We start from the raw sequence: 22,546 nt of genomic DNA, 5'->3' as shown, positions 1-22,546 counted from the left end.
AAGCCCTCCGATATCAGGCGAGCAGGCTCGCCGCTTCGGCGTCCTGGAAGCGCGGCGGCTGATCGACCGTTGCGTTGACGGCAACGGACTCGCGGCTCTCACCCGAAGCGAGGATCGCCTCCATGATTTCCAGCACATGAAGCGCAAGGTCGCCGGACGCCCGCGGCTTTCTTCCTGTTGTCAGCGCGCGCGAAAGATCGGCAACGCCGAGCATGCGGTAATTCGCGCGGTCGGGCGCGGCGAAGGGCCAATTGCGCGCGCCATAGAATTCGCTCTCACTGTGGAAGTCGGCCCAGTCGGCCCCTCGTTCCGACAGCGAGACGGTGCCGCCGAACGTATCCGGATCGGGCAGCCTGAGCGAGCCTTCCGTCCCATGCAGCTCGATCGGGTGGTTGGAGTGCCTGAAGACATCCCACGAGGCGCCGAAGGTGACGGTGGCGCCTGAGCGGAACTCCAGCAGCGACAAGATGTTGGTCGGTGTGCCGACCTTGAAGCTGGTGTTCCGGTAGGGGCCTTTGGCGGTGATCAGCCGCTCCTCCTGGCCCCGCGTCGCCATCGCCATCACGCGGGCCACCGGCCCGAGCAAATTGACCAGCATCGTCAGGTAGTAGGGACCCATGTCGAAGACCGGTCCGCCGCCGGGCTGATAATAGAATTGCGGATTGGGATGCCAGTGCTCCATGCCGCGCCCCATCATGAAAGCGGTGCCGGTCACCGGCCGGCCGATCGCACCCTCGTCCATGAGGCGGCGTGCCCGCCGTCCGGCGGCGCCAAGGAAGGTGTCCGGGGCCGAGCCCAGCAGCAGCCCGCGCTCCGCCGCCTCGGCGACAAGCCGCCTGCCGTCCTTGGCCGAGGTCGCCAGCGGCTTTTCGGTGAAGACGTGCTTGCCCGCCGTAAGCGCTGAAAGCGAAACGTCGAAATGCGCCACCGGGATGGTCAGGTTGAGGACGAGGTCGATCTCCGGGTCGGCCAGAAGCGCATCGACGCTGACCGCCCGGATGCCGTATTCGCTGGCGCGCAGGGCCGCCAAATCGGGCGATATGTCGGCGCAGGCGCGTAGCTCGCCCTCGCCGAACAGGGCCGCATTGCGCAAATAGGTCATCGAGATATTGCCGCACCCGACAACGCCGATGCCGAGCTTAGCTCCTGATTTTCCTGGCATTTTCCACTCTACCTCCCGACGTCGCAACGCTCTGGTTGAATTATTGCACCAGCAACGGATCACATTCGAAAGCCGCTTTACAGCATTTTAAATGTTGACGCGCGTAAAATTATTATAGAACATGCGAAAATGATGGCGCAACATTGGAGGCGCCAGCCTTGAGGAGGAGAACATGACTGACGGCCAACAGCCGATGCGAATCCCGTGGGTCATGCGCGCATTGGATCTTTCCGTCGCGGTCAGGGACAGAGTTGGGTTCAGGCATAGATCACCTTGGCCCCGGTCATCTCAAGCTGGCTGCGTATTGGACCGGGCAGGCCATCGTCGGTGATCACCACATCGACGGCCGACAGCGAAAATGCCTTGGAGGTCCCGCTGACGCCCCATTTGCTCGAATCGGCGAGGAGGACAACGCGCCGGGCCATGCGAACGAGGTTTCGCTTCGTTCGCGCCATGTCTTCGTTCACGTCGACCACATCCAGTGACGAGTCTATCGCATGCGCTCCAACAAAGACCTGATGCGCTACCAAGCCGCCGAGAGCCGTATCGGCATCGGTGATCAGCGTGCTCACCGTGTCGGGATAGACCCGGCCGCCGATCATATGAACGTCGAGCCCGGGACGATGCATAAGATGCTGCACGATATTCATGGCCGTGGCCGCGACCACGACATTGCTGAGCGGCGGTAACTGCATGGCAACCTGCATCAATGTCGAGCCGCCGTCGAAGATGACCGATTGGTTGTCCTCGAACAGGTCTAGCGCCGCCCGGGCGATGCGCTTCTTTGCGTCGAGGTTCGTTTGCATCCGCCGGGCGAACGCGGCCGTAGTCGAATCGGTGGTCCGGGTCACCGCCCCTCCACGGGTTTTGGTCAGTAGTCCCTTGCGGTCAAGTATCTCGAGGTCGGAACGCACCGTGACCTCCGACACGCCAAACCCGTCTGACAGGTCCTTCGTGCGCACCTGTCCGCTGCGCTGCACCTCACCCAGGATCGATTGGCGTCTCTGCTCCGACAACATTGCCCTGCCCTTCCCTGCGCCAAGCAACCGCTCTGGCCTCGGCTCAGCTTACCAAAAATATGCAAATTCGAAAGCTTTCGAAAGATTGTATTTCTTGTTTCTTTCGGAAACACTGGGTCCAGGATTTTGAAATCAAACGATTGGGGAATTTTGCACTCATGAGCCTAGGAACCAAGGTGCGTCTTGCGCGCCTCTTCTCGCATCCATCGGGGAAACTTTTTGGCGGCGCGGTCGACCACTTCGTCGGCTATGGCGACGTGCGCAAAGGCGGCCTTGCCGACCTGCCGGGTGCGCTCGCACGCGTCATGGTGGGCAAACCCGACTACGTCAGCATCCAGCCTGGCACCGCGCGCCATCTGTGGCCGCAATATGCGGGCAAAGCTTCCCTGGTGATTCAGGCGGGCTGCTTCACTCCGGACGATCGCATCAGCGAGTTGATCGCAACGCCCGAGGATGCGGTGCGCGCGGGGGCCGATGCGTTGGCCGTGGCCATTCCGGTACGCGGCGCGACCGAGGGCAAATACATACGCTGGCTGACCGATTCGGTAAATGCAGCGGCCCGCTACGGCATGCCTGTGGTGGCGCATATCTACCCTCGCGATTTCACCGACGGAGCAAAAATCGTCTTCACCCCCGACGAGATCGCCTATGCGGCGCGCATCGGCTACGAGTCCGGCGTCGACGTGATCAAGATCGGCTACACGGGCGATTTCGAGTCGTTCCGAGAGACCGTCCGGACCTGCCCGGTGCCGGTTGTGATCGCGGGCGGTCCAAAGACCGATACGCTGCTCGGCGCGCTTCAGCAGACGGCGGACGCCATCCGTGCCGGCGCACGCGGCGCCGTGGTAGGCCGCAATCTTTGGGGGCATGGCGATCCGGAGAAGGCAGCGCTTGCCTTTCGGGGCGTCATCCATGACGGCCTTTCGGCGCAAGACGCCCTGGCGAAGGCGGGTGCCTGAACGATGCCCACCGTCCCCGCGATCCTCGGCTTCGGCGCTATTGCGATTGACGACATCGTCTACGTCGATCAGCCGTTGTCGGCGGGCAAGGGGAAGGTTCTGCAAAGTGCCCGCGCTTTCGGGGGAAATGTTGCGACGGCGCTGGCCGCCGTCGTGCGACTCGGCGGAACCGCCGGGTTCGCCGGATGGCTGGGCAGTGCCGCGGACGACGCCGTGCTGCGCGATCTCGTTGCGAGCGGTGTTGAAACCGCATTCGCGCCGCGCCACCCCGACGCGCGCCCGGTGCGCTCGCGGATCACCGTCGGCTCGGACGGGGAACGGTTCATCGCGTATGACGACGATGCGATGCTGGGCACCGCTCCGGATTTTCCGGACGATATCCTCAGCCGCGCGACCGTCCTGATCGTCGATAGCTACGCGATCCGGTCCCTGGATGTCGTGGCTCGGGCTCGCGATCTCGGCCTTGCGATCCTCGGCGATATCGAATGGAGCAGCGGCCCAGCCACGGAGCGGCTGATCGCGCTCTGCGACCATCTCATTCTTCCACTCGGCTTTGCGCGGACTGCCACGGGGTGCCGATCGCCCGCCGAGATGCTCGATGCATTGTGGTTGCCTTCGCGGTCCGCAGTGGTTCTGACCGACGGTGGCAGGGGTGTGTACTATCGCGGGCGTGAAGAGACAGGTCTCTGGCACCTGCCCCCGCACAGGATTGTGGTCGTCGACTCGACCGGTGCGGGTGACTGCTTTCATGGCGCCTATGCCCATGCGTTGACGCGCGGAGCCGGCACCGCAGGCCGGGTGGCATTCGCGGCCGCGGCGGCAGCCCTTTCGATAACGGGCCGTGGCGGGCGCGAGGCGCTTCCGACCGACGACCAGGTTACGGAACTCCTGGCATCGACGAACGCGCCGTCAGCAGTCGAACTGAAAAAAACGCATGTCAATACTAGAACATAGCTAGAAACTATACGATGAAATATTTCGCAGGTGAACATGATCCGAGGATGGTTATAAAAAATCAGCGGCTTATACTTGCGGAGGGAGGAATATGGCAGAAGTCATTCTTGAGAATATCTGCAAAACCTACGGTAACAATTTTCGCGCAATCGACCAATTGAACCTATCGGTCGAGGACGGCGAGTTCTTGATTCTCGTCGGGCCGTCCGGCTGCGGCAAATCCACCGCGTTGCGAATGATCGCGGGATTGGAGGACATCACCAGCGGCAGCCTTCGGATCGGCGGAGTCGACGTCGTCGACATGCCGCCCAAGGACCGCGACATCGCGATGGTCTTCCAAAGCTACGCGCTCTACCCGCATATGACGGTGTTCGAAAACATCGCCTTTTCGATTCGGCTGGCAGGCAAGCCGAAGGCCGAGCGCAAGAAGCGCGTCGACGAGATCGCCAAAACCCTTCAGCTGACGTCTTTGCTGGACAGCAAACCCGCGAACCTTTCAGGCGGACAGCGTCAACGGGTTGCCATGGGCCGCGCCATGGTGCGCGAGCCGGCCGCCTTTCTCATGGACGAACCCCTTTCCAATCTGGACGCGAAACTGCGCGTGCAAATGCGCGCCGAAATCACCAGTCTGCAAAAGCAGCTCGGCGTAACGACCATATACGTGACCCACGATCAAATCGAAGCGATGACGATGGGGGACAGGGTCGCGGTGTTGAAAGGCGGCGTGCTGCAGCAGGTCGATACACCCAAGAGGCTCTATGAATCGCCGGTGAACGCCTTCGTTGCCGGCTTCATCGGCTCTCCTTCGATGAACCTTTTCGAGGCGACCCTGACGGGCGACGAACTGATGTCCGGCACCTTCGCCATCCGGCTGCAGGAGGCAGCCTTCGAGCGCAGGCCGGGCTTGAGGTCGTTTGCGGGGCGCAAGGTCGTGTTCGGCATACGACCGGAGGATCTTTATGACAGCAGCCTCGAATCCGGTCGCAAGTATCAGACGATACCGGCCAAGGTGACCTCGATCGAAGAACTCGGATCCGAACATATTGTCCATCTGGACATCGACGCGGTCCGGGTGGACTCCGGCGATCCGGACGCGGTGGACGATTTTGGCCTGGCATCGAACGCGGTGGCGAGATTCGAGCCGATCAGCGCCGTCCACTCCGGCTCGGAAATCCGGTTGGCCCTGGATGATGCCAAGTTCCATTTCTTCGATCCCGAGACGCATCTGGCGATCTGAAGATCTGCGGCAGACCGCAGGCGAGAGCGAGGCGCCTGCGAAACGCAAGAAGGCTTCTGAGTAGAGCAGACGATCGTCCGCATTGTGCGGTCGATCTTAAAGAAGGAGGAGAAAATGATGTTTCGGATACAACCCGCGATGCTGAAAATAGCCGCGGCCGCATGGTTGCTTGGCGCAACCGGCGCCATGGCGGACACGACGCTGGAATTCACCCAATGGTGGGAGCCCGAATTGCCGGCCGGCTCGCTCAGGGCAATCATGAATGACTTCGAGGCTGCAAACCCCGGAATCAAGGTGACGCTGGTCAGCGGCCCCTATGCGACCACGCGAGACCAGATCTCGGTTGGTGCTGCAACTGGAACGCTTAGCGACGTCGTCGGTCTCGACGGCGCCTGGGTGAACAATCTGAACGCGCAGAATGCGCTGGCCGACATGAACCCGATGATGGATGCGAGCGAGTTCGACCAGACCCAGGTCGCGGATATCATCAAGGTGGACGGCAAGGCGGTGATGTTTCCCGTGGCTTCGTTCGTCTATCCGGTCTTCGTGAACATGGATCTCGCCGCCCAAGCAGGCGTGACCAAGCTGCCGTCGACCCGCGCGGAGTTTCTCGAAGCCGCCAAGAAGATGACCCATGCCGACAAGAACCAGTATGGCTGGGTGCTGCCCTTGTCGCTGCAAACGCCGTCCGGTGTCCAGAACGACCTGATGTCGTGGGTCTGGGCCTCGGGTCAATCGATGATGGCTGACGGCAAGCCGGCTCTCGAGGGCAAGCCGGTCGTCGATATGCTCACCTTCGTCAAATCGCTGAACGACGCCGGCGTCATTTCGCCCGGCATTGCCACCAAGACCGAGCAGGAAAAGGTCGAGGAATTCGTGAACGATCGGGTCGGAATGATGATCGACTCGCTCGCGCATGTGAACCTCATTCGCAAACGCAATCCCAAGCTGAACTTCGACCTCATCCCCGTCCCGGTCGTGGAGAATTACAACGGCAAGCGCGGCCTTCCCTACGCCTCCTGGGGCATCGGCATCTCTGCGGCCTCAAAACATCAGGAGGAAGCCTGGAAGCTCGTCCAATATCTGATGAGTGAAAAGGTGAACGCCAAGCTCGTGACGCTTGCAAACGCCTTCCCGGGCAACGTCAATGCCAAGCCCGATTTCGTGACCTCGGACAAGGCTTTCGCCAAGGCTTTCGAAATCTTCAAGACCGGCTATCTCGCCAACGAGTTCACGGGTCTGCCGGTGGCTGAAGACCTGATGACCCAGTTCGACGTGGAAGCCCAGAAGATGCTCGCCGGCGAGCAGTCTCCGGAAGAAGCCGCAGCCAACGCTCAAAAGGGCTGGATGGCGAAATTCTGAGCGACCTGTTCCCCGTTGCTATCTTCCACCGGGTAGCCTGACTTAGGGCAGGCCACCCGTCAACAACGGATCGGCAATTTGAGATGGACCTCTTTCCGAAGCGCACCTTCCTCTTGAAGGCACATCCCAAGGGTGGCACATGACTCGGCAGAAGCGCTCCCACCATCGACTGAAACGAGCGGTCGCACCCTATCTCTATCTGTCACCCTCGCTCCTCATCATCGGCCTTCTGATGCTACTGCCGATGGTGACGGTGATTGGCTATTCGTTCCAGAACAGCGCGGTGCTGCGTCGCGACCCATCCTTTGCCGGACTGAAACACTACCACGCGATCTTTGCCGATCCGGTGTTCTGGGCCTCGCTGTGGCACACGCTCTACTTCACCTGCATGAGTGTCATCTTCCATATGACCATCGGCATGGTCTTCGCACTCATGCTGAACAGCGACCGCATCAATCCGACGCTGCGCAACATTCTGCGCGTGCTCTACATATTGCCTTGGCTGTTCACCGCGGTGATTATCGCCGTGATCTGGCGCCTCCTGCTCGAGCCGAACGGTGTCGTGAACAGCGTTCTCATGCAGATGGGCATCATCGGTTCCAAGGTCGAGTGGTTTTCCTCGACGGCGACCGCGCTGCACGCCGTCACCTTCGCCAATATCTGGGCGGGCTACCCGCTTTTCATGGTCAGCTTGCTCGCAGGCTTGCAGGGCATTCCCAAGGATTTCTACGAGGCCGCCGATATCGACGGGGCGAAGGCCTACCAGAAGCTGATCTTCATCACCATCCCGCAGCTGATGCCGATCATCATCAGCATCTCGCTGCTCGACTTCATCTGGACCATGCAGGTCTTTCCATTGATCTGGATAACGACGGGCGGCGGTCCGATCTACTCGACCGAGGTCCTCAGCACCTACACGTACAAGCTGGCGTTTTCGAGCTACAACCTGTCGCAGGCGTCGGCGAGCGCCGTGGTCATCCTGCTGATCTCTCTCGGCCTGACGCTGTTCTACATCCGCTATCAAAAGGCTCGGTAGTCACCATGAGGAAAAGGCACACACCGAAAGACAGACTGATCACCGTCGCGCTCCATGTCGCGCTTGCCGCAGGGCTCTTTTTCGCGGCCTTCCCGATCTACTGGATGCTGAGCAGCTCGTTCAAGTCGAATACCGAAATCTTTGCCCTGCCACCAACCGTCCTGCCGAAGGCCTTCACGCTGGAAGCGTATGCGGCCATCCTTGGCGACCCGGTAAAGCTGCGCTTCTTCTTCAACAGCTACTTCGTGGCCGGAGCGGTGACCGTGCTGACGGTCCTGATTGCCTTGCTGGCGGCTTATGGGTTCAGCCGTTTCAATTTCCGCGGAAAGGGCAGCCTCAACACACTCATCATCAGCACGCAGACGATTCCGCCGATCACGCTTTTGATCCCCTTCTTCGGGCTTGTCGTCTCGTATGGCATCTTCGACACCTACGTCGCACTGATCCTGACTTACCTGGTGTTTACGCTGCCCTACGCGATCCTGCTGATGACGGGATATCTGAACACCTTGCCCCGCGATCTCGATGAAGCGGTGGCTGTCGACGGCGGCACCAGCTGGACCGCACTCTGGCGGGTGATCGTCCCGATTTCACTGCCTGGTATCGTGGCGACGTCGGTCTACACCTTCCTGTTGTGCTGGAACGAATTTCTCTTTGCGCTGACGCTGACGAAGTCAACGTCCATGCGCACCGTCCCGATCGGCATCCAACTTTTGATGGGACAGCACGCCTTCGAATGGAACCAGATGATGGCGATGAGCGTGCTGGGCTCGCTACCGCTCTTGCTCATCTACCTCGTTGCCCAGAGGTTCTTCCTCGCCGGCATGACCGCGGGCTCGGTCAAATAGGATGTCCCTCCCACGGAGAACCGATGGGGAAGGCCGCGCGTCGAAATCGATGGATTGGACCTTCTCTGCTGGCAGGCGATATCGCCGCGGCCTCGGGCGTCTTCATAGCGCCGCTGAATCGTGCTCGTGCTGTTCATCCAGCGCCACATCAACAAAGGGCTGACGCAGTGCGGCATCAAGGAATGAAAGCATGAAAGACCTGAAAGTCGGTTGCCAGACCTTCACCTGGGAAATGCTCGGAGAGCGTTTTACCGGTGGTCCCGACGATCTGCTTAAGGTGATCGCCGATGGCGGCTATGCCGGCATCGAGATCACCGACACGATGATCGGCCGCTATGCCGATAGGCCGGCGGAATTCGCCACGGCGCTGAGATCGGCCGGCCTCACCCTTGTTTCTTTCGCCTTCGGCTCGAAGAGCGGCTTTACGCTGAAGGAGAGCATCGGCGCCGACCTCGAGACAGCGAAACGCTGGATCGATTTTGCCGCTGTCTTTCCAGGCGCGCTGGTCTCGATGGGCTCGGCCACCGTCGTGTCCGATGGCCCGCGCGACGACAAGTTCCCTATTGCTGCCGAGTTCTACAACAAGGCCGGCGAATTTGGACGCAAGGCGGGCGTCGAAATCGCTGTCCATCCCAGCTCCCACCACAACACGCTGCTGTTCGACCGTGCCGACTACGACTGGATCTTCGCACTGATCGATCCGTCGCTCGTCGGCTGGGTGCCCGACACCGGACACATCTTGCGCGGCCATCAAGACATGATCGATACGCTTACCACCTACCGCGACCGCATCCGCTACGTGCATCTGAAAGACGTCGACGACAGCGGCACCTGGGCTATGCTCGGCAAGGGCGTCTGCGACACCCAAGCGGTGATCGATATCGCCAGCGCCGCACCTCGTTTCAACGGCTGGCTGGTGCTGGAAGAGGAATCCGAGACCGCCGCCGGCGATCCGGCCGCCGCGGTCAAGACCAACCGCCAGACGATGCGCGGCTACGGCGCGTGAGGAAGAGACCATGATCCGGAAGCAAGACCGTCGCCTTCGTGTCGGCGTGCTCGGCTGCGGGCCGATCGCGCAATTCGCGCATCTCGAATCCTGCGTGAAGGCCGGCAACGCCGATCTCTATGCGATCTGCGATGCCGCCCCCGATCTTCTGGCACGCATGGCCGCGACCTATGAACCCGAAAAAGTCTATGGCGATTACGATGAGATGCTGGCCGACCCGCAACTGGAAGCGGTGATCGTGGCGACCTCCGACGCCTATCACGTGCCGATGTCGATCAAGGCGCTCAAGGCCGGCAAGCACGTGCTGTGTGAAAAGCCAATCGGCGTCTCGGTCGAGGAAGGCGAGATGCTCGCCAATGCGGTCCGGCGCTCCGGCACGGTGCTGCAGGTCGGCCATATGAAGCGCTTCGACCCGGCGCTGGAAGCGGCGCGCGATTTCGTCCGCGATGAGATCGGCGAGATCCTGGCGCTAAAAGCCTGGTATTGCGATTCCACGCACCGCTACACCAACACCGACGCGGTCCAGCCGTTGCCGGTCACCAGCAAGCTGGCGCGCAAGCCGGGCGGCAATCCGAAGGCTGATCTCAGGCAGTATTTCATGCTCGCGCACGGCTCGCACCTCGTCGACACCGCGCGCTTCCTGTGCGGCGAGATCGTTGCCGTGCGCGCCCGCCTCAACAAACGTTTCGGCGCCCATTGCTGGTTCGTCGAAACCGAGTTCGCCAATGGCGCGCTTGGCCATCTCGACCTCACCGTGGCTGTCCGCATGGACTGGCACGAGGGTTTTCAGCTCTATGGCGAACACGGCTCGGTGATCGCGAAGACCTTCAATCCCTGGTATTTCCGGGCGAGTGAGGTCGATATCTTTCACGAGAAGGATGCAACGTCGCGAAGGCCGCTCGGCGCCGACGGGCATTTCTTCAGGCGCCAGCTCGAAGGCCTCGCCGAGACAATCCTTGACGGCAAGCCGATGCGCGGCGCCAACGTCGAGGACGGACTTGCCTCGATCCGCGCCATGGTGGCGATCGCCCGTTCGGTCGAAACCGGTGATCGCGTCGAGATCGCTTCCGTAACGGGAGCGGTCTGATGCAGATCGGGGTGTTCGCCAAGACCTTCCCTGGCAGCGAGCCGGCTGGCGTGCTGGCAGCGGTCCGCGACGCGGGATTTGCCGTCACCCAGTTCAACCTTGCCTGCGCCGGGCTGCCGTCGATGCCGGATGCGGTGCAAAAAGCCGCCATTGATGCCATCGCGGCCGCATCGAATGCTTGCGGTGTCGTCCTTGCAGCGCTCTCGGGAACCTACAACATGGCCCATCCCGCCAAAGCTGTGCGCGACGACGGCCTGCGTCGGCTTGGCGTGGTCATCAAGACCGCGGCAGACCTTTCCGTTCCGCTGGTCACCTTGTGCACGGGAACGCGCAACGCGGACGATCAGTGGGCATATCATCCCGACAATACCGAGCCCTCGGCATGGGACGACATGGCGAGCGAGATGGAAAAGGCGTTGCAGCTCGCGGAGCGCCACGGCGTCGATCTCGGCATCGAGCCCGAACAGGCCAACATCGTCACCTCGGCGTCGGACGCGATGCGCCTCATCGCCGAGATGGGGTCGACACGGCTGCGCATCGTGCTCGATCCGGCCAACCTGTTCGAGCAGGCGAGCTCGGCCGAAGCACGCGCCATCGTCGCCGCCGCCGTCGAACGCACTGCGGGCCACGTCGCCATGGCGCATGCCAAGGACCGTTTCGCTGACGGCCGCTTCACGACGGCCGGCCGGGGTGTCGTCGACTTTGCGGATTTCGTCGCCAGGCTGAAAGCATCGGGCTTTGATGGGCCGCTGGTCACGCATGGCCTCTCGGCCGAAGAGGCACCCAGCGTTGCCCGCTTCCTCAAAGGGCTGGTGTGATGGCGCGCCTGGCCACGCTGCTTCGCGATGACGCCAAGCTTCGGATTTCCGATAGTGGCGACGGCGTTGCGGTCATCTTTCAGCATGGGCTGGGCGGTGGCGACGCGCAGGTCGCCCAGGCCTTCCCTTCCGGCCCGGGCTTGCGGCGCATCACGCTGGAATGCCGCGGGCACGGCGCGTCCGGACTGGGCAGCCGCCGGCCGTTTTCCCTGGAGATGTTCGCGGACGATGTTGTTGCCGCCGCCGATCAGGCCGGCCTCGATCGTTTCGTCGCCGGCGGCATTTCCATGGGCGCGGCGATCGCCATGCGCCTGGCCTGCCGTCATCCGGACCGCGTCGCGGGTCTTCTCCTGGTGCGGCCGGCCTGGATTTTCGACGACGCGCCGGTGAACCTGCGGCCGATCGCCGAGGTTGCCAGGCTTATCCTGGACCACGGCCCCGACAAGGCGAGGGCGATCTTCGCGCAATCGGAAACCGCCGCGCGCCTGCAGCGCGACGCGCCCGACAACCTTGCCTCGCTGTTCGGGTATCTTGACCGGCCGGACGCCGCGCCGTTCGCGCAGGTCCTCGCCGACATTGCCGCCGACGGCCCGGGAGTTTCAGCGAGTGACGCCGCTGCCCTTGGCATCCCCACGCTCGTCATCGGCAATGCCATGGATGCGGTACATCCGCTCTCGGCCGCCCATATGCTCGCCGCAGCCGTTCCCGGCGCGACCTTTGCCGAAATCCATCCCAAGGCGCTCGACAGCGTCAGGCATTTCGCCGAGCTGCAGGCTGAGATCACGACCTTCCTTCAGACCTACTCGAACTTCCGGAGCCTCGTTCCGTCATGACGACCAAATTCCTGTCCGGCCCCGCTGCCATCGCCGCCCTGCCGCGCAACCGGCTGCTCGGCGAGTTTTCGCTGTGGTCGGCCGACCTTGCCAATATGGAGCGCGACCTGAAGCGCATAGAACATCATGTCGACCTACACCACATCGATGTCGCGGACGCCCGCTTCACTCCCGGCTTCCTGTTCTTCCCGGATCTGGTAGCGCGGATCGCCGGGCTGACGGCAAAACCGATCCATGTGCACCTGATGGTCGAAGCCGAGATCGTCGAGGAGCAAACGCGCCAGTTCATCGAGGCCGGTGCCGACCTGGTCAGTGTCCACGCCGAAAACGGCGAAGCCGGCCTGCGCGCCGTGCGGCTGGCGCATGCGCTCGGCGCCGAGGCCGGCGTGGTGCTCAGGCTGGAAACGCCGGTGGCCGCGGTCACGCCTTTCCTGTCACAAGTCGCGTTTGTGACGCTTCTCGGCACATCCATCGGCGTCAAGGGCCAGAGCCTTTCCGAGCAGGCCTGCCCACGTTTGATCGAAGCGCGCGCGCTGATGAGAAAAGCCGGTCGCGAAACCGACATCATCCTGGCTGCCGACGGCGGCATCCGCCACGAGACGGTGCCCCGCCTGCGCGCCTCTGGCGCCGAGACGGTGGTGCTCGGATCGCTGGCGTTCGGCGACCCCGACCTCGCGCAGCGCATTCGCTGGCTGCATGGGCTGAAGGTCGCCGTCTGATGACAAGACTGGCCCTCGCCTTCGATCTCGGCGGAACGGAGCTGCGCGGCGCGCTGGTCGAGAGCGACGGCGGCGTTCTCGCGCAGGTCTCGGCGCCGACGATGGCGATCGCGGGATCGGATGCGGTGATCGGCCAGATCATCGCACTGGCCGGGGCTCTTCTGAGACAGCACCCACAGGCGGATGTCGCCGGGATCGGCATCGGCGCGCCGGGACCGCTCGATCCCAAGGCCGGTATCGTGATCGCGCCGCCGACGCTGGCCGGCTGGCACGACGTGCCGTTGATCGACATTCTTGGCAAGCATTTCGGCCTGCCGGTGCGGCTGGAAAACGACGCTAACGCGGCCGCCCTTGGCGAATGGCGCTTCGGCGCCGGCCGAGGCAGCGACTCCCTGGTGTTCGTCACCGTGTCGACCGGCATCGGCGGCGGGGTCGTCGCCGACGGCCACATCTATCACGGTCGGCGCGGGCTTGCCGCCGAGATCGGCCACATGACCATCACCGGCGAGGGCGACCGCTGCTTCTGCGGCGCCGTCGGCTGTTTCGAGGCGGTCGCCTCCGGTACCGCGCTCGGGCGGCGTGCCACGGCGCTGACCGCGCCGGGCGACGGCTCCCTGCTTAGGCGCCTTTCGGCTGACGGCGACGTTTCGGCCAGGCAGGTCGTCGAAGCCGCACGTGCCGGCGATATCAGCGCGCTCGAATTGATCGAGGCGGAGGCGAAGTGGCTCGGCATCGGCTTCACCAACCTGCTTCACCTCTATTCGCCGGACCTGATCGTCATGGGCGGCGGCCTCGCCAATGGCTTCGACCTGTTGGCTCCAACCATCAGGGCGACCGTCGAGCAGCGGGCGATGCCGGCCTACAGGGATGTACCGATCGTGCCGGCGCAGCTTGGCGACCGCGCAGGACTGATCGGCGCGGCCAGCCTGATCCTGTGGGAAGGCGAACCGGGCGTATCTACTTGACCAGTGGCCGAATGCGCCATGGTGCAAAACCCTTGAGATGCCGGCAGGACAGAGGGGGGCGCCAAGGATCGCTGCAGTCTTCATTCTGCGCCGCTGCATCGCCCGACTGAGCTTGGCGGGCGCGCAGCCTGCCGCCTACTTCCCGCAATGGTGATCGTTGATCTTGTTCAAGGCATTCGCGTCGGGTCCGACCCTGTGGTAGGAGCAGGCTCCTGCGGCTGTCGTGAACAACTGCCGATCATAGTAGCGCGGGCCGCCGAACAGAATGTCGATGATGTTGCCTTCGGCGGGGACGTAGCGATCACGGTCAGGCCGATCATCGCGATCTCCAGCCAAGGCCGCGACAGACATGCTGCACCCCATTGCGAAAACGAGAGCGCGGATCGCAAAACGTTTTGTTGTCATCGGGGAATGCCTTTCTGGCCGTTCGGCTTCTCACCATACATCCAAAATCGCCAGCCGGACAAAAGTTCCCTCACCCTGGCCGGACCAAGCTCAACCATATGACCTGTCACAATAGGTTTATCCTGCGGCACTGCGCGGCAATCTACCCCGCGATCTCCAGCAAGGACGATACCAGCAACCGACGTTCGTCCTGTGAGAGGACGTCCGAATCGAAGAGATTCATGCTGCGAAGCCCTTCGATGGCGAGGTAGCAGACCAACAGCGCCTTGAGGTCCGGCGTCTCTCCCTTGAGCCGCTCGAAAACCTGCCGCCTGAACGCTTTTATCGGCGTCAGGAAATCGGGGTCCTCGGCGATCGCCGAAAATATCCAGGAAGCTGACGGTTTCGATTCCGCGGCATGTTCGGCCGAAAGCTTGATGTAGGTCGCAAGCGGGCTCTCGCCGCTGACGCCGGCAGTGCGGGCGGCGTCCAGCGCCTGCTCGAAAGCGCGCAGATAATCCTCAACCAGCGCCTGCATCAGTTTCGCCTTGGTCGGGAAATTGTAAAGCAAGCCGCCTTTCGACACCCCGGCCCGGCTGGCGACGGCGTCCAGCGACAGGCTGCCGGGCCCTGTCTCGCGTGCCACATCAGCGGCGGCGGCGAGAATTTTATCACGCGAATTTGCTCTGCGGGCTTTCATCAATCGTTCCCCCATACATTAGCCTACGCGGAATTGACAAGACCGTCCAGACGGTACAGTAAGGTCGCCGTCATTTGATATCGGGACCAGTCACAGATATGTGTTTGGGTCATCCGACTGTTGTGCCGGGCCATGGCCAAGGGGACTGTTCGTGATCAAGCGTTTTATCATTGCCTTCATTCTGCTCGTGCTGGTCTGCGGCGGCATCGTCGGCTTCAATTTGTTCCGCGACAATGCAATGCAGCAATTCTTCGCCACGATGAAACCGCCGGCCGCGACCGTGTCGACGACAATCGTCAAGCCGACCGAGTGGACGCCGGGCGTCGAGGCGATCGGCACTGTCAGCGCGGTCCGCGGCGTCGACCTGACCGTCGAAACCGCCGGCATCGTCAAGGACATCCTTTTTCACGCCAATCAGAAGGTTGAAGCCAACGCGAGTCTCCTTCAGCTCGACGATGCCGCCGAACGCGCCGATCTCGATGCGACGAAGGCGCAAGCAGCGCTCGACCAGACGGCGTTGACACGCGCCCTTGAATTGCAGAAACGCGATGTCGGCTCGGAATCGACGCTCGATACGGCGCGGGCAGCCGCATTGGCTTCCGCTTCGCGGGTCAACAGGCTGCAGGCGGTGCTCAAGCAGAAGCTGCTGACAGCGCCCTTCGGCGGCACCGTCGGTATCCCCAGGATCGACCTCGGCCAGTATCTCTCACCCGGCACTTCCGTAGCGACCCTGCAGGATCTGGAGACGATGCGGGCCGATTTCTCGGTTCCCGAACAGCAGCTTCCGCTGCTGAAGATCGGCCAGACGGTGCGGCTGGGCATTGGTGACGGCGAGCTGCCGTTCGCCGGCACCATCCGCGGTATCGACCCGAAGATCGATCCGACTAGCCGGCTGGTGACGGTCAGGGCCGAGGTCGCCAACCCCGAAGGCAAGCTGACCCCTGGCCAGTTCGTGCAGGTGCGCGTCGAACTGCCCGAGGAAAACAACGTGCTGACGGTGCCGCAGACCGCGCTGACCTCCAGCCTCTACGGTGACTTCGTCTTTGTGGTGCGTCCAGCGAAGCCAGCCGCAGCCAATGGCGCCGCCCCTGCCGCCGCGGCCAACGCGGAAGAAAAGCCGACCACGGATAGTGCGAAGCCCGCGACTGAAGCGCCCGCGGCAAAACCCGAGGAACAATCGGCTGCTGCGCCGGCCGAACCGACGGCGGAAGAACAGAAGCCGCAGCTCGTGCTTGCCCAGGTGTTCGTCAAGCCAGGCCGCCGTAATGCCGGCCTGGTTGAGATCCTGGATGGCATCGCGCCCGGCGACGAAGTCGTTACCGCCGGCCAGAACCGCCTTTCCAACGGCATGTCCGTTGCCGTCGACAACACCATCGATCCGACCAAGCCGGCAAACCAGCAGGCAGCCCAGAAATGAGCTTCTCCGACATCTTCATTCGCCGTCCGGTCCTTTCGACCGTGCTCGCCTTGATGATCCTGCTTCTGGGTTTCCAGGGCATCTTCAGCCTCTCGATCCGGCAGTATCCGGAGGTCGAAGAAACGGCCATCACGATCACCACAGCCTATCCCGGCGCCAGCGCCGACCTGATCCAGGGGTTCATTTCCGCGCCGATCGCCCGTGCCGTCGCCTCGACCGAAAACATCGATTACGTCACGTCGGCGAGCCGGCCGTCCTCAAGCACCGTGACGGTGCAGATGAAACTCGGGTCCAACCCCGACGTCGCGCTGAACGAAGTCTTGTCGAAGGTACAAAGCGTGCGCGGCGACCTGCCGGACGAGTCCGAAGACCCGGTGATCGTCAAGGGCACCGGCGAGCAGTTCGCGATGATGTATATCTCGATGCAGAATCCGAACATGACGCCGGAACAGCTCACCGAATATATCGAGCGCGTCGTGCGGCCGCGCATGTCGACGGTCGAGGGTGTCGCCGACGTGCAGATTTTCGGGGCCGCCGAATATTCGATGCGCGTCTGGATCGACCCGATCAAACTGGCGGCGCGCGGCGTGACGGCGTCGGACGTGCTGACCGCCATCAACGCATCGAATTTCCTCTCAGCACCCGGCAATACCGAAAACGAGTACGTCGCCTCCTCGATCACCGTCCGCTCGACGCTGCAAACGCCGGAGGCTTTCGCCGCTCTTCCGCTTCGTTCCACAGACGGCAATGTGGTGAGGCTGCGCGACGTGGCGCGCGTCGAGCTCGCCGCGGCGAACACCGACACCAGGGTTACTTTCAACGGCAAGCCCGGCATCTTTCTCGCCATCTTCCCGACGCCGGCCGCCAATCCGCTGACGACAGCGGAGGCGATCCACGAAATCGTGCCGACGATCCAGGAGACGCTGCCGCAAGGCATGACGATCGAGATCGTGTACGATTCGACCGAGCAGATCAGCGCTTCGATCGAGGAGGTGTTCAAGACCATCGGCGAAGCGGTCGCCATCGTCATCGTCGTCATCCTGCTCTTCCTCGGCTCGTTCCGCTCGGTGCTGATGCCGATCGTGACCATTCCGCTGTCGCTGATCGGCGTCTGCTTCCTGTTGTTTACGCTGGGCTATTCGATCAATCTCTTGTCGTTGCTGGCCATGGTGCTGGCGATCGGCCTCGTCGTCGACGATGCCATCGTGGTGGTGGAAAACATCCACCGCCACATGGAGGAAGACGGTTTGTCGCCGATGCAGGCGGCCTTCAACGGCATGCGGGAGATCTCGTCCGCCGTCATCGCCATGACGATAACGCTGGCCGCCGTGTTCGCGCCGCTGGCCTTCACCGGCGGCCTGACCGGCGCACTGTTTCGCGAATTCGCGGTGACGCTTGCCGGCTCAGTGGTGCTTTCGGGTGTCGTCGCCCTCACCGTCACGCCGATGATGTCGGCACGCATCCTGCGGGCCGGCTCGCACAGCCGCTTCCAGCGCATTGTCGACAACACGTTCAGGCGCGTCGAAAACGTCTACGAGCGGCTGGTCAGCGGCTCGCTAAAATATCGTCCGGTGACGCTGATGATCGTCATCGCACTGGTCGCCACTACCGGCTTCATGTTCACCAAGACCGCCGGCGAACTGGCGCCGGAAGAAGACCAGGGCTTCTTGCTGTCTCTTGTGAACGCGCCGCGCTACGCGACGTCGGACTACACCGAGACCTATGTGAACCAGATTCTCGGGCTGATGAATGATATTCCCGAAACCAGGGCGCGGTTCTCCGCCGTCGCCTTTCAGGGCCCGACGAACAGCGCCTTCGTCGGCTTCGCATTCAAGGACTGGGCCGAGCGCGAGCGCAGCTCGAAGGAGCTTCAGGAAGACATCACCGCCCGCCTTACCAAGGTGGCGGGCGTCGAGGCTTTCGTCTTCGCCCCACCGACGCTGCCCGGCTCCGGCGGCGGCCTGCCGGTCACCATGGTGGTGCGCTCGACCGGCGATGCCTCCCAGGTGTTCGAGGCGGCCGAGGACATCAAGAACAAGGCGCAGGCCTCCGGTCGCTTCCTCGCCGTGCAGAATTCGATGTCCTTCGATGCGCCGCAAGTGACGGTGACGATCGACCGCGACCGCGCCGCGGCACTCAACCTGCCGATCGCCGACATCGGCCGGACGCTGACCCTTTTGGTCGGTGGCGCCGAGGTGGCGCAATTCGACCGCGAGTCCAACAGCTACGACATCATTCCGCAGGTGCCGCAGAACTTCCGCGACAACCCTGAAAAGCTGGCCGAGTATTTCGTCCGCAGCGCGTCGGGCGAGATGGTGCCGCTCTCGGCGGTGGTGAAGATCTCGACCAACGCCTCGCCGGCCGTGATCGAGCAGTTCAACCAGTTGAACTCCGCGACGATTTCCGCTCTGCCATTGCCCACGCTGACCACCGGCGACGGGCTGAGGACCATCGAGGACATCGCCAGAGAAAGCCTGCCCGACACGTTCTTCATCGACTATACCGGCCAGTCGCGACAGGAGAAGGAACAGGGCTACACGATCATCATCGCCTTCGCGGCAGCTGTTCTCGTCATCTATCTGGTGCTGGCGGCGCAGTTCGAAAGCTTCCGCGATCCGTTGATCATCATGATGTCGGTGCCGCTGTCGATCTTCGGCGCAATCGTGCCGCTCAATCTGGGGCTGGGAACGCTCAACATCTACACGCAGGTCGGGCTGATCACGCTGATCGGCCTGATCACCAAACACGGCATTCTTCTGGTCGAATTCGCCAACCAGCAGCGCGAGCTCCACGGGATGCGGCGGCGCGATGCGATCGTCGCCTCGGCCAGGGTGCGGCTAAGACCGATCCTGATGACGACGGCGGCGATGGCGCTCGGCGTGGTGCCGCTGATCATTTCCAGCGGCGCTGGCGCCGCAGCGCGCTATTCGATGGGCCTGGTGATCTTCACCGGCATTCTGGTGGGAACCATGTTCACCCTGTTCGTGGTGCCGATGTTCTACACCTTCATCGCCAGCAAGGACCTGCCGCATCACGCCGAGAAGCCGGACCCGAAGCTGATGCCGGTGCCGGTTGATTGATTGACAAAAAGGCCGGAAACTTCCGGCCTTTTTTCTTGGGCAGTGATGTCCGAATCGCCTTCTTTATCTATTTGACGATGACGATCCTGGTGTTGGTCGTACCGAAAATCTCGACAAGCTGGTAGAAGTCGGCAGCGTTGTCCGGATGCAGCCGCACGCAGCCATGCGAGGCCGGCTGGCCGAGGCGCCTGACGAAATTGGTCGCATGCACGGCGTAGCCACCCTTGAAGAAGACCGAATGCGGCATCGGCGCGTTGTCATATTTCCTCGAATACCACATCTGGTGCATGCGGGTCGGCTTGAACGACCCGGTCGGGGTGAGATGCCCCCTACCGCCGGTCGAGACTTTCCACGCGAAGGTCGGCCGGCCGTCGACGAGGATTTCCATCGTCTGCTGCGAAAGCGAAATCCGCGCCACGATCTGATTGGCCGCCCGATTGGCGGCCCGATTGGCAGCATCGGCAACGCCGTTGCCGGCGCCGAACAGAAGAACCGTGCCCGCGGTGACGGCGGCGGCGATGTTGATGAGCTTGGCGGAAATGGCAGTGTACATGATATCCCCCTGTCTGCCGGGTATGGCCGGCTCCAATTCGATGACTGGGCTTGTCGTTGGGTCACGTTTCGAATTGATTTCGCACGGCCGACGTTTCTGTTTCGAAACTGTTTCCTCTGGTTAACGGCCGGAGGCCCATCCGAGGCATTTGCAGGGGTGAAACCAAGAACAGGACGGTTTGCCTGGTCGAGCTCGGACCCGCGAAAAGGTACTGTCGTCTCTGGGGAAAGTGCGATCTTGCCTCACATGAAAGAAATTTGACTTGGCTCGAAACCAATCGGCAACAAAGCGCGGACTCGAGCGGCATGATCTGGATACAGGCCGCCCGCAGAGTTGACCCAACGCAAACAGCCGGCACAAACGAAGATGAACATGCAGTCTAACGCGATCTCCTGGCTGTTCAGGATAAGCATAGCCGCAGTGTTGATTTGCATGCCGCACTGTTTTCGCCACGGTCTGGATCGTCTCCAGCCTGCGCATAACCGGCTCAAGGCCCTCTGGCGGGTCGGTTTTGGGCTGAAGAAGATGCGCGGCACCTCCGGCAACTTGCAGCCGAGAGGACCGAAGGCCCGCGCCGCAACGGGGGGCTCCGATGGCGGCGCGGGCACTTCGGGGTTTTCCCTGAAGCGAACCTGAAACCAAATTTGGGGGACGAAAACGATGAACACGAAATTTGCAGCTTCGGTACTTTCCGCACTGCTCTACGCACAGGGCCTGCTCGGCTTTGCCGGCCTCGCCACCGTGCTTCTCAGGGATCGTGCCCATGCCAGCGAATTCGTCGCGGCCAGCGAAATGCCGTCAGGTCCGTCGCTTCTCGTGGTGCGCTGAGCGCCTGGGCCTGTGGACAGTACGGTGAGGGCCGCGGCCTCAGTCGGCGAACTGCGTCGGCGGATCAAACCGGTAGCCCGCACCCCGTATGGTGGTGATGGTTTCGGTGTCGAGCTTGCGGCGCAGTCGCACGATGCGCGAATCGATCGAGCGATCGAAGGCATCGGCATTTTCGGCGGGCGCGGCGGCAATGATATCGTCGCGCGTCAAGACCTTGCGCGGACTGGCCAGGAACAATCTGAGCAGCGCCACCTGACCCGGCGACAACTGTTCTTCCGTGCCGGAGCGATGCATGACCATGGCCGACCGGAGGTCGACCGTCGCGTTCTCCAGCACGACCAATTCCCCGGCGTTCCGGCCGCGCCGTGCCAGCAAGCCGCCGATACGGGCGGCGAGTTCCCTGACGTTGAGCGGGCTCTCGACGACGTCGGCGGCGCCGAGCTCGAGCGCCAGCACCTTGTCGACGAGATCGGCCGGCCGGCAGATCAGGATGAAATCCGGCCCGCCCTCGCCGCCATGGCGCTTGAGCAGATCACGCCCTTCCGCCTGGCTGAGGCTGTCGCCGACGACAACGACATCGATGCCGTTTCCGGAAAGCAAGGATTCGGCCTCCCACGGCTGCCGCACTGCGCGAACGTCATGACCGCGCCGTTCGAGATGGTCGGCCAGATCGGTTGCGACCACTTCGGCGACGGAAACAAGCGCGATGATGGATCGTGCAGTCATTTTTTTCTACCCTGCAACCCGGCAACCCAAGATGAGTGCTGGACATGATGTTTATACCCAATCTACTTTCCGCTGAAAGTGGGAGCGAGAGCATCGTGCGGGCACGAATTGTCGTCGTCGAGGACGAGCCGGATCTGAGGGACGCGGTTGCCGAGTATCTCGACGCCAGCGGCTACGATGTCGCTACGGCCGAGAGTGCCGGCGCTGCGCGAACCTTGCTGGAAACGCAGTCGTTTCACCTGGCCATCCTCGACATCGCCATGCCGGGCGAGGACGGCCTGTCGCTTGGCCGCTGGATGCGCTCGAAAACGCCGATCGGCATCATCTATGCCACTGCCGCCGGCACCGCGCTCGACCGCATCGTCGGGCTGGAACTCGGCGCCGACGACTACATCGTCAAGCCCTACGAATTGCGCGAGGTGCTGGCGCGGGTCCGCAGCGTGCTGCGCCGCGTGCCGCAGCCGGCCGAGCCGCAGGCCGCCAAGGCCGAAACAACTGCCAACCGCCGTTCCATGAGCTTCGGACCTTTCCATGCCGATCTCGACGGTCGGTTCGTCACCGGCACCAATGGGACGGTCATCGACCTGGCCAAGAGCGAGTTCGACGTGCTGGAGGTCTTCCTGACGCGTGCCAACCGCTTGCTGACGCGTGCGGCGATCTCCGAGGCGATCGGCTTCGCGGAAGATCCTGAATCCTCACGTGCAGTCGATATCCGCATCATGAGGCTGAGGAAGAAGATCGAGGCGGACCCGGCCAATCCGAAATTCCTGCGCACAGTCCGCGGCGAAGGCTATATCTTCTCGCTGCCGACCGGCGAAGGCAACTGAGCGGCGCGACCAACCACTCTCGGTGG

Annotated in this window: 22 protein-coding genes; 16 read left to right on the top strand and 6 right to left on the bottom strand. The window is 62.6% G+C overall.

The window, feature by feature from the left end; genetic code table 11:
* Positions 1–13 precede the first annotated feature (13 nt).
* Complete coding sequence (locus AC0L2M_RS25010) at positions 14–1,162, bottom strand: Gfo/Idh/MocA family protein (protein WP_473536178.1); 1,149 nt, start codon at positions 1,160–1,162, stop codon at positions 14–16.
* A gap of 257 nt (positions 1,163–1,419) precedes the next feature.
* On the bottom strand, positions 1,420–2,181 hold the full coding sequence (locus tag AC0L2M_RS25005; RefSeq protein WP_023797150.1) for a DeoR/GlpR family DNA-binding transcription regulator: 762 nt from the start codon (positions 2,179–2,181) through the stop codon (positions 1,420–1,422).
* A gap of 158 nt (positions 2,182–2,339) precedes the next feature.
* On the opposite strand from AC0L2M_RS25005, the gene AC0L2M_RS25000 reads away from it, so the two are divergent.
* From AC0L2M_RS25000 to AC0L2M_RS24945, 12 genes are all read left to right on the top strand, one after another.
* Positions 2,340–3,140 (top strand): beta/alpha barrel domain-containing protein, encoded by an 801-nt coding sequence (locus tag AC0L2M_RS25000; RefSeq protein ID WP_023797149.1) that lies wholly within the window; start codon positions 2,340–2,342, stop codon positions 3,138–3,140.
* A gap of 3 nt (positions 3,141–3,143) precedes the next feature.
* Positions 3,144–4,094 carry a PfkB family carbohydrate kinase gene (locus AC0L2M_RS24995; protein ID WP_473532537.1) on the top strand — a complete coding sequence of 317 codons (951 nt, stop codon included), beginning with the start codon at positions 3,144–3,146 and terminating at the stop codon, positions 4,092–4,094.
* A gap of 91 nt (positions 4,095–4,185) precedes the next feature.
* Entirely contained in the window at positions 4,186–5,331 is a 1,146-nt protein-coding gene (locus AC0L2M_RS24990) for an ABC transporter ATP-binding protein (protein ID WP_473536177.1), read from the top strand.
* A gap of 114 nt (positions 5,332–5,445) precedes the next feature.
* Positions 5,446–6,693 carry an ABC transporter substrate-binding protein gene (locus AC0L2M_RS24985; protein WP_023797146.1) on the top strand — a complete coding sequence of 416 codons (1,248 nt, stop codon included), beginning with the start codon at positions 5,446–5,448 and terminating at the stop codon, positions 6,691–6,693.
* A 139-nt stretch (positions 6,694–6,832) separates the two neighbouring features.
* Entirely contained in the window at positions 6,833–7,729 is an 897-nt protein-coding gene (locus tag AC0L2M_RS24980; protein WP_027153440.1) for a carbohydrate ABC transporter permease, read from the top strand.
* A gap of 5 nt (positions 7,730–7,734) precedes the next feature.
* On the top strand, positions 7,735–8,577 hold the full coding sequence (locus AC0L2M_RS24975; RefSeq protein ID WP_023797144.1) for a carbohydrate ABC transporter permease: 843 nt from the start codon (positions 7,735–7,737) through the stop codon (positions 8,575–8,577).
* A 190-nt stretch (positions 8,578–8,767) separates the two neighbouring features.
* Complete coding sequence (locus AC0L2M_RS24970; RefSeq protein ID WP_473532540.1) at positions 8,768–9,583, top strand: sugar phosphate isomerase/epimerase family protein; 816 nt, start codon at positions 8,768–8,770, stop codon at positions 9,581–9,583.
* Positions 9,584–9,593: 10 nt separating this feature from the next.
* Positions 9,594–10,670 carry a Gfo/Idh/MocA family protein gene (locus tag AC0L2M_RS24965; RefSeq protein WP_473532541.1) on the top strand — a complete coding sequence of 359 codons (1,077 nt, stop codon included), beginning with the start codon at positions 9,594–9,596 and terminating at the stop codon, positions 10,668–10,670.
* Complete coding sequence (locus AC0L2M_RS24960) at positions 10,670–11,488, top strand: sugar phosphate isomerase/epimerase family protein (protein ID WP_473532542.1); 819 nt, start codon at positions 10,670–10,672, stop codon at positions 11,486–11,488. Before AC0L2M_RS24965 ends, AC0L2M_RS24960 begins: the two co-directional genes overlap by 1 nt.
* Positions 11,488–12,321 carry an alpha/beta fold hydrolase gene (locus AC0L2M_RS24955; protein ID WP_473536176.1) on the top strand — a complete coding sequence of 278 codons (834 nt, stop codon included), beginning with the start codon at positions 11,488–11,490 and terminating at the stop codon, positions 12,319–12,321. Before AC0L2M_RS24960 ends, AC0L2M_RS24955 begins: the two co-directional genes overlap by 1 nt.
* Entirely contained in the window at positions 12,318–13,040 is a 723-nt protein-coding gene (locus AC0L2M_RS24950; protein ID WP_128246044.1) for a ribulose-phosphate 3-epimerase, read from the top strand. The genes AC0L2M_RS24955 and AC0L2M_RS24950 overlap by 4 nt, the downstream gene beginning before the upstream one ends.
* Positions 13,040–14,005: an ROK family protein gene (locus tag AC0L2M_RS24945; protein ID WP_473536175.1), complete on the top strand. Its 966-nt coding sequence runs from the start codon at positions 13,040–13,042 to the stop codon at positions 14,003–14,005. Before AC0L2M_RS24950 ends, AC0L2M_RS24945 begins: the two co-directional genes overlap by 1 nt.
* A gap of 135 nt (positions 14,006–14,140) precedes the next feature.
* Here AC0L2M_RS24945 and AC0L2M_RS24940 read toward each other — a convergent pair whose 3' ends face one another.
* Together AC0L2M_RS24940 and AC0L2M_RS24935 are read right to left on the bottom strand one after the other, a co-directional pair.
* Positions 14,141–14,356, bottom strand: coding sequence for a hypothetical protein (locus AC0L2M_RS24940; protein WP_306454928.1), 216 nt, complete (start codon positions 14,354–14,356; stop codon positions 14,141–14,143).
* 196 nt (positions 14,357–14,552) lie between these two features.
* Entirely contained in the window at positions 14,553–15,089 is a 537-nt protein-coding gene (locus AC0L2M_RS24935) for a TetR/AcrR family transcriptional regulator (RefSeq protein WP_023797135.1), read from the bottom strand.
* 151 nt (positions 15,090–15,240) lie between these two features.
* Between AC0L2M_RS24935 and AC0L2M_RS24930 the strand changes: the two genes are divergently transcribed.
* The gene (locus AC0L2M_RS24930) at positions 15,241–16,506 is read left to right on the top strand and encodes an efflux RND transporter periplasmic adaptor subunit (RefSeq protein ID WP_441338799.1); all 1,266 of its coding nucleotides are present in this window, start codon (positions 15,241–15,243) and stop codon (positions 16,504–16,506) included.
* Complete coding sequence (locus tag AC0L2M_RS24925; protein ID WP_287066559.1) at positions 16,503–19,586, top strand: efflux RND transporter permease subunit; 3,084 nt, start codon at positions 16,503–16,505, stop codon at positions 19,584–19,586. Before AC0L2M_RS24930 ends, AC0L2M_RS24925 begins: the two co-directional genes overlap by 4 nt.
* Positions 19,587–19,653: 67 nt before the next feature.
* On the opposite strand, the gene AC0L2M_RS24920 is transcribed toward AC0L2M_RS24925, so the two are convergent.
* Entirely contained in the window at positions 19,654–20,139 is a 486-nt protein-coding gene (locus AC0L2M_RS24920) for a L,D-transpeptidase (RefSeq protein WP_473536174.1), read from the bottom strand.
* Positions 20,140–20,799: 660 nt separating this feature from the next.
* On the opposite strand from AC0L2M_RS24920, the gene AC0L2M_RS24915 reads away from it, so the two are divergent.
* Complete coding sequence (locus AC0L2M_RS24915; protein ID WP_023797130.1) at positions 20,800–20,967, top strand: hypothetical protein; 168 nt, start codon at positions 20,800–20,802, stop codon at positions 20,965–20,967.
* Positions 20,968–21,006: 39 nt separating this feature from the next.
* Here the strand turns inward: AC0L2M_RS24915 and AC0L2M_RS24910 are convergent, their stop codons facing one another.
* Positions 21,007–21,693 (bottom strand): winged helix-turn-helix domain-containing protein, encoded by a 687-nt coding sequence (locus AC0L2M_RS24910; RefSeq protein WP_473536173.1) that lies wholly within the window; start codon positions 21,691–21,693, stop codon positions 21,007–21,009.
* Between the two features lie 47 nt (positions 21,694–21,740).
* Here AC0L2M_RS24910 and AC0L2M_RS24905 point away from each other — a divergent pair, with 47 nt between their 5' ends.
* Positions 21,741–22,520: a response regulator gene (locus AC0L2M_RS24905; RefSeq protein WP_473536237.1), complete on the top strand. Its 780-nt coding sequence runs from the start codon at positions 21,741–21,743 to the stop codon at positions 22,518–22,520.
* Positions 22,521–22,546 lie beyond the last annotated feature (26 nt).

The organism is Mesorhizobium sp. WSM4806 (assembly GCF_055811635.1).
This window is presented reverse-complemented; position numbering and strand designations above follow the sequence as displayed.

What these genes read in the sequence shown, in the direction of transcription:
- AC0L2M_RS24970 (WP_473532540.1), top strand. Translation starts at nt 8,768, where the DNA reads ATGAAAGACCTGAAAGTCGGTTGCCAGACCTTCACCTGGGAAATGCTC.
- AC0L2M_RS24995 (WP_473532537.1), top strand. Translation starts at nt 3,144, where the DNA reads ATGCCCACCGTCCCCGCGATCCTCGGCTTCGGCGCTATTGCGATTGAC.
- AC0L2M_RS24925 (WP_287066559.1), top strand. Translation starts at nt 16,503, where the DNA reads ATGAGCTTCTCCGACATCTTCATTCGCCGTCCGGTCCTTTCGACCGTG.
- AC0L2M_RS24960 (WP_473532542.1), top strand. Translation starts at nt 10,670, where the DNA reads ATGCAGATCGGGGTGTTCGCCAAGACCTTCCCTGGCAGCGAGCCGGCT.
- AC0L2M_RS24910 (WP_473536173.1), bottom strand. Translation starts at nt 21,693, where the DNA reads ATGACTGCACGATCCATCATCGCGCTTGTTTCCGTCGCCGAAGTGGTC.
- AC0L2M_RS25010 (WP_473536178.1), bottom strand. Translation starts at nt 1,162, where the DNA reads ATGCCAGGAAAATCAGGAGCTAAGCTCGGCATCGGCGTTGTCGGGTGC.
- AC0L2M_RS24950 (WP_128246044.1), top strand. Translation starts at nt 12,318, where the DNA reads ATGACGACCAAATTCCTGTCCGGCCCCGCTGCCATCGCCGCCCTGCCG.
- AC0L2M_RS24945 (WP_473536175.1), top strand. Translation starts at nt 13,040, where the DNA reads ATGACAAGACTGGCCCTCGCCTTCGATCTCGGCGGAACGGAGCTGCGC.
- AC0L2M_RS24935 (WP_023797135.1), bottom strand. Translation starts at nt 15,089, where the DNA reads ATGAAAGCCCGCAGAGCAAATTCGCGTGATAAAATTCTCGCCGCCGCC.
- AC0L2M_RS24940 (WP_306454928.1), bottom strand. Translation starts at nt 14,356, where the DNA reads ATGTCTGTCGCGGCCTTGGCTGGAGATCGCGATGATCGGCCTGACCGT.
- AC0L2M_RS25000 (WP_023797149.1), top strand. Translation starts at nt 2,340, where the DNA reads ATGAGCCTAGGAACCAAGGTGCGTCTTGCGCGCCTCTTCTCGCATCCA.
- AC0L2M_RS24955 (WP_473536176.1), top strand. Translation starts at nt 11,488, where the DNA reads ATGGCGCGCCTGGCCACGCTGCTTCGCGATGACGCCAAGCTTCGGATT.
- AC0L2M_RS24975 (WP_023797144.1), top strand. Translation starts at nt 7,735, where the DNA reads ATGAGGAAAAGGCACACACCGAAAGACAGACTGATCACCGTCGCGCTC.
- AC0L2M_RS24985 (WP_023797146.1), top strand. Translation starts at nt 5,446, where the DNA reads ATGATGTTTCGGATACAACCCGCGATGCTGAAAATAGCCGCGGCCGCA.
- AC0L2M_RS24990 (WP_473536177.1), top strand. Translation starts at nt 4,186, where the DNA reads ATGGCAGAAGTCATTCTTGAGAATATCTGCAAAACCTACGGTAACAAT.
- AC0L2M_RS24920 (WP_473536174.1), bottom strand. Translation starts at nt 20,139, where the DNA reads ATGTACACTGCCATTTCCGCCAAGCTCATCAACATCGCCGCCGCCGTC.
- AC0L2M_RS25005 (WP_023797150.1), bottom strand. Translation starts at nt 2,181, where the DNA reads ATGTTGTCGGAGCAGAGACGCCAATCGATCCTGGGTGAGGTGCAGCGC.
- AC0L2M_RS24965 (WP_473532541.1), top strand. Translation starts at nt 9,594, where the DNA reads ATGATCCGGAAGCAAGACCGTCGCCTTCGTGTCGGCGTGCTCGGCTGC.
- AC0L2M_RS24915 (WP_023797130.1), top strand. Translation starts at nt 20,800, where the DNA reads ATGAACACGAAATTTGCAGCTTCGGTACTTTCCGCACTGCTCTACGCA.
- AC0L2M_RS24905 (WP_473536237.1), top strand. Translation starts at nt 21,741, where the DNA reads ATGTTTATACCCAATCTACTTTCCGCTGAAAGTGGGAGCGAGAGCATC.
- AC0L2M_RS24980 (WP_027153440.1), top strand. Translation starts at nt 6,833, where the DNA reads ATGACTCGGCAGAAGCGCTCCCACCATCGACTGAAACGAGCGGTCGCA.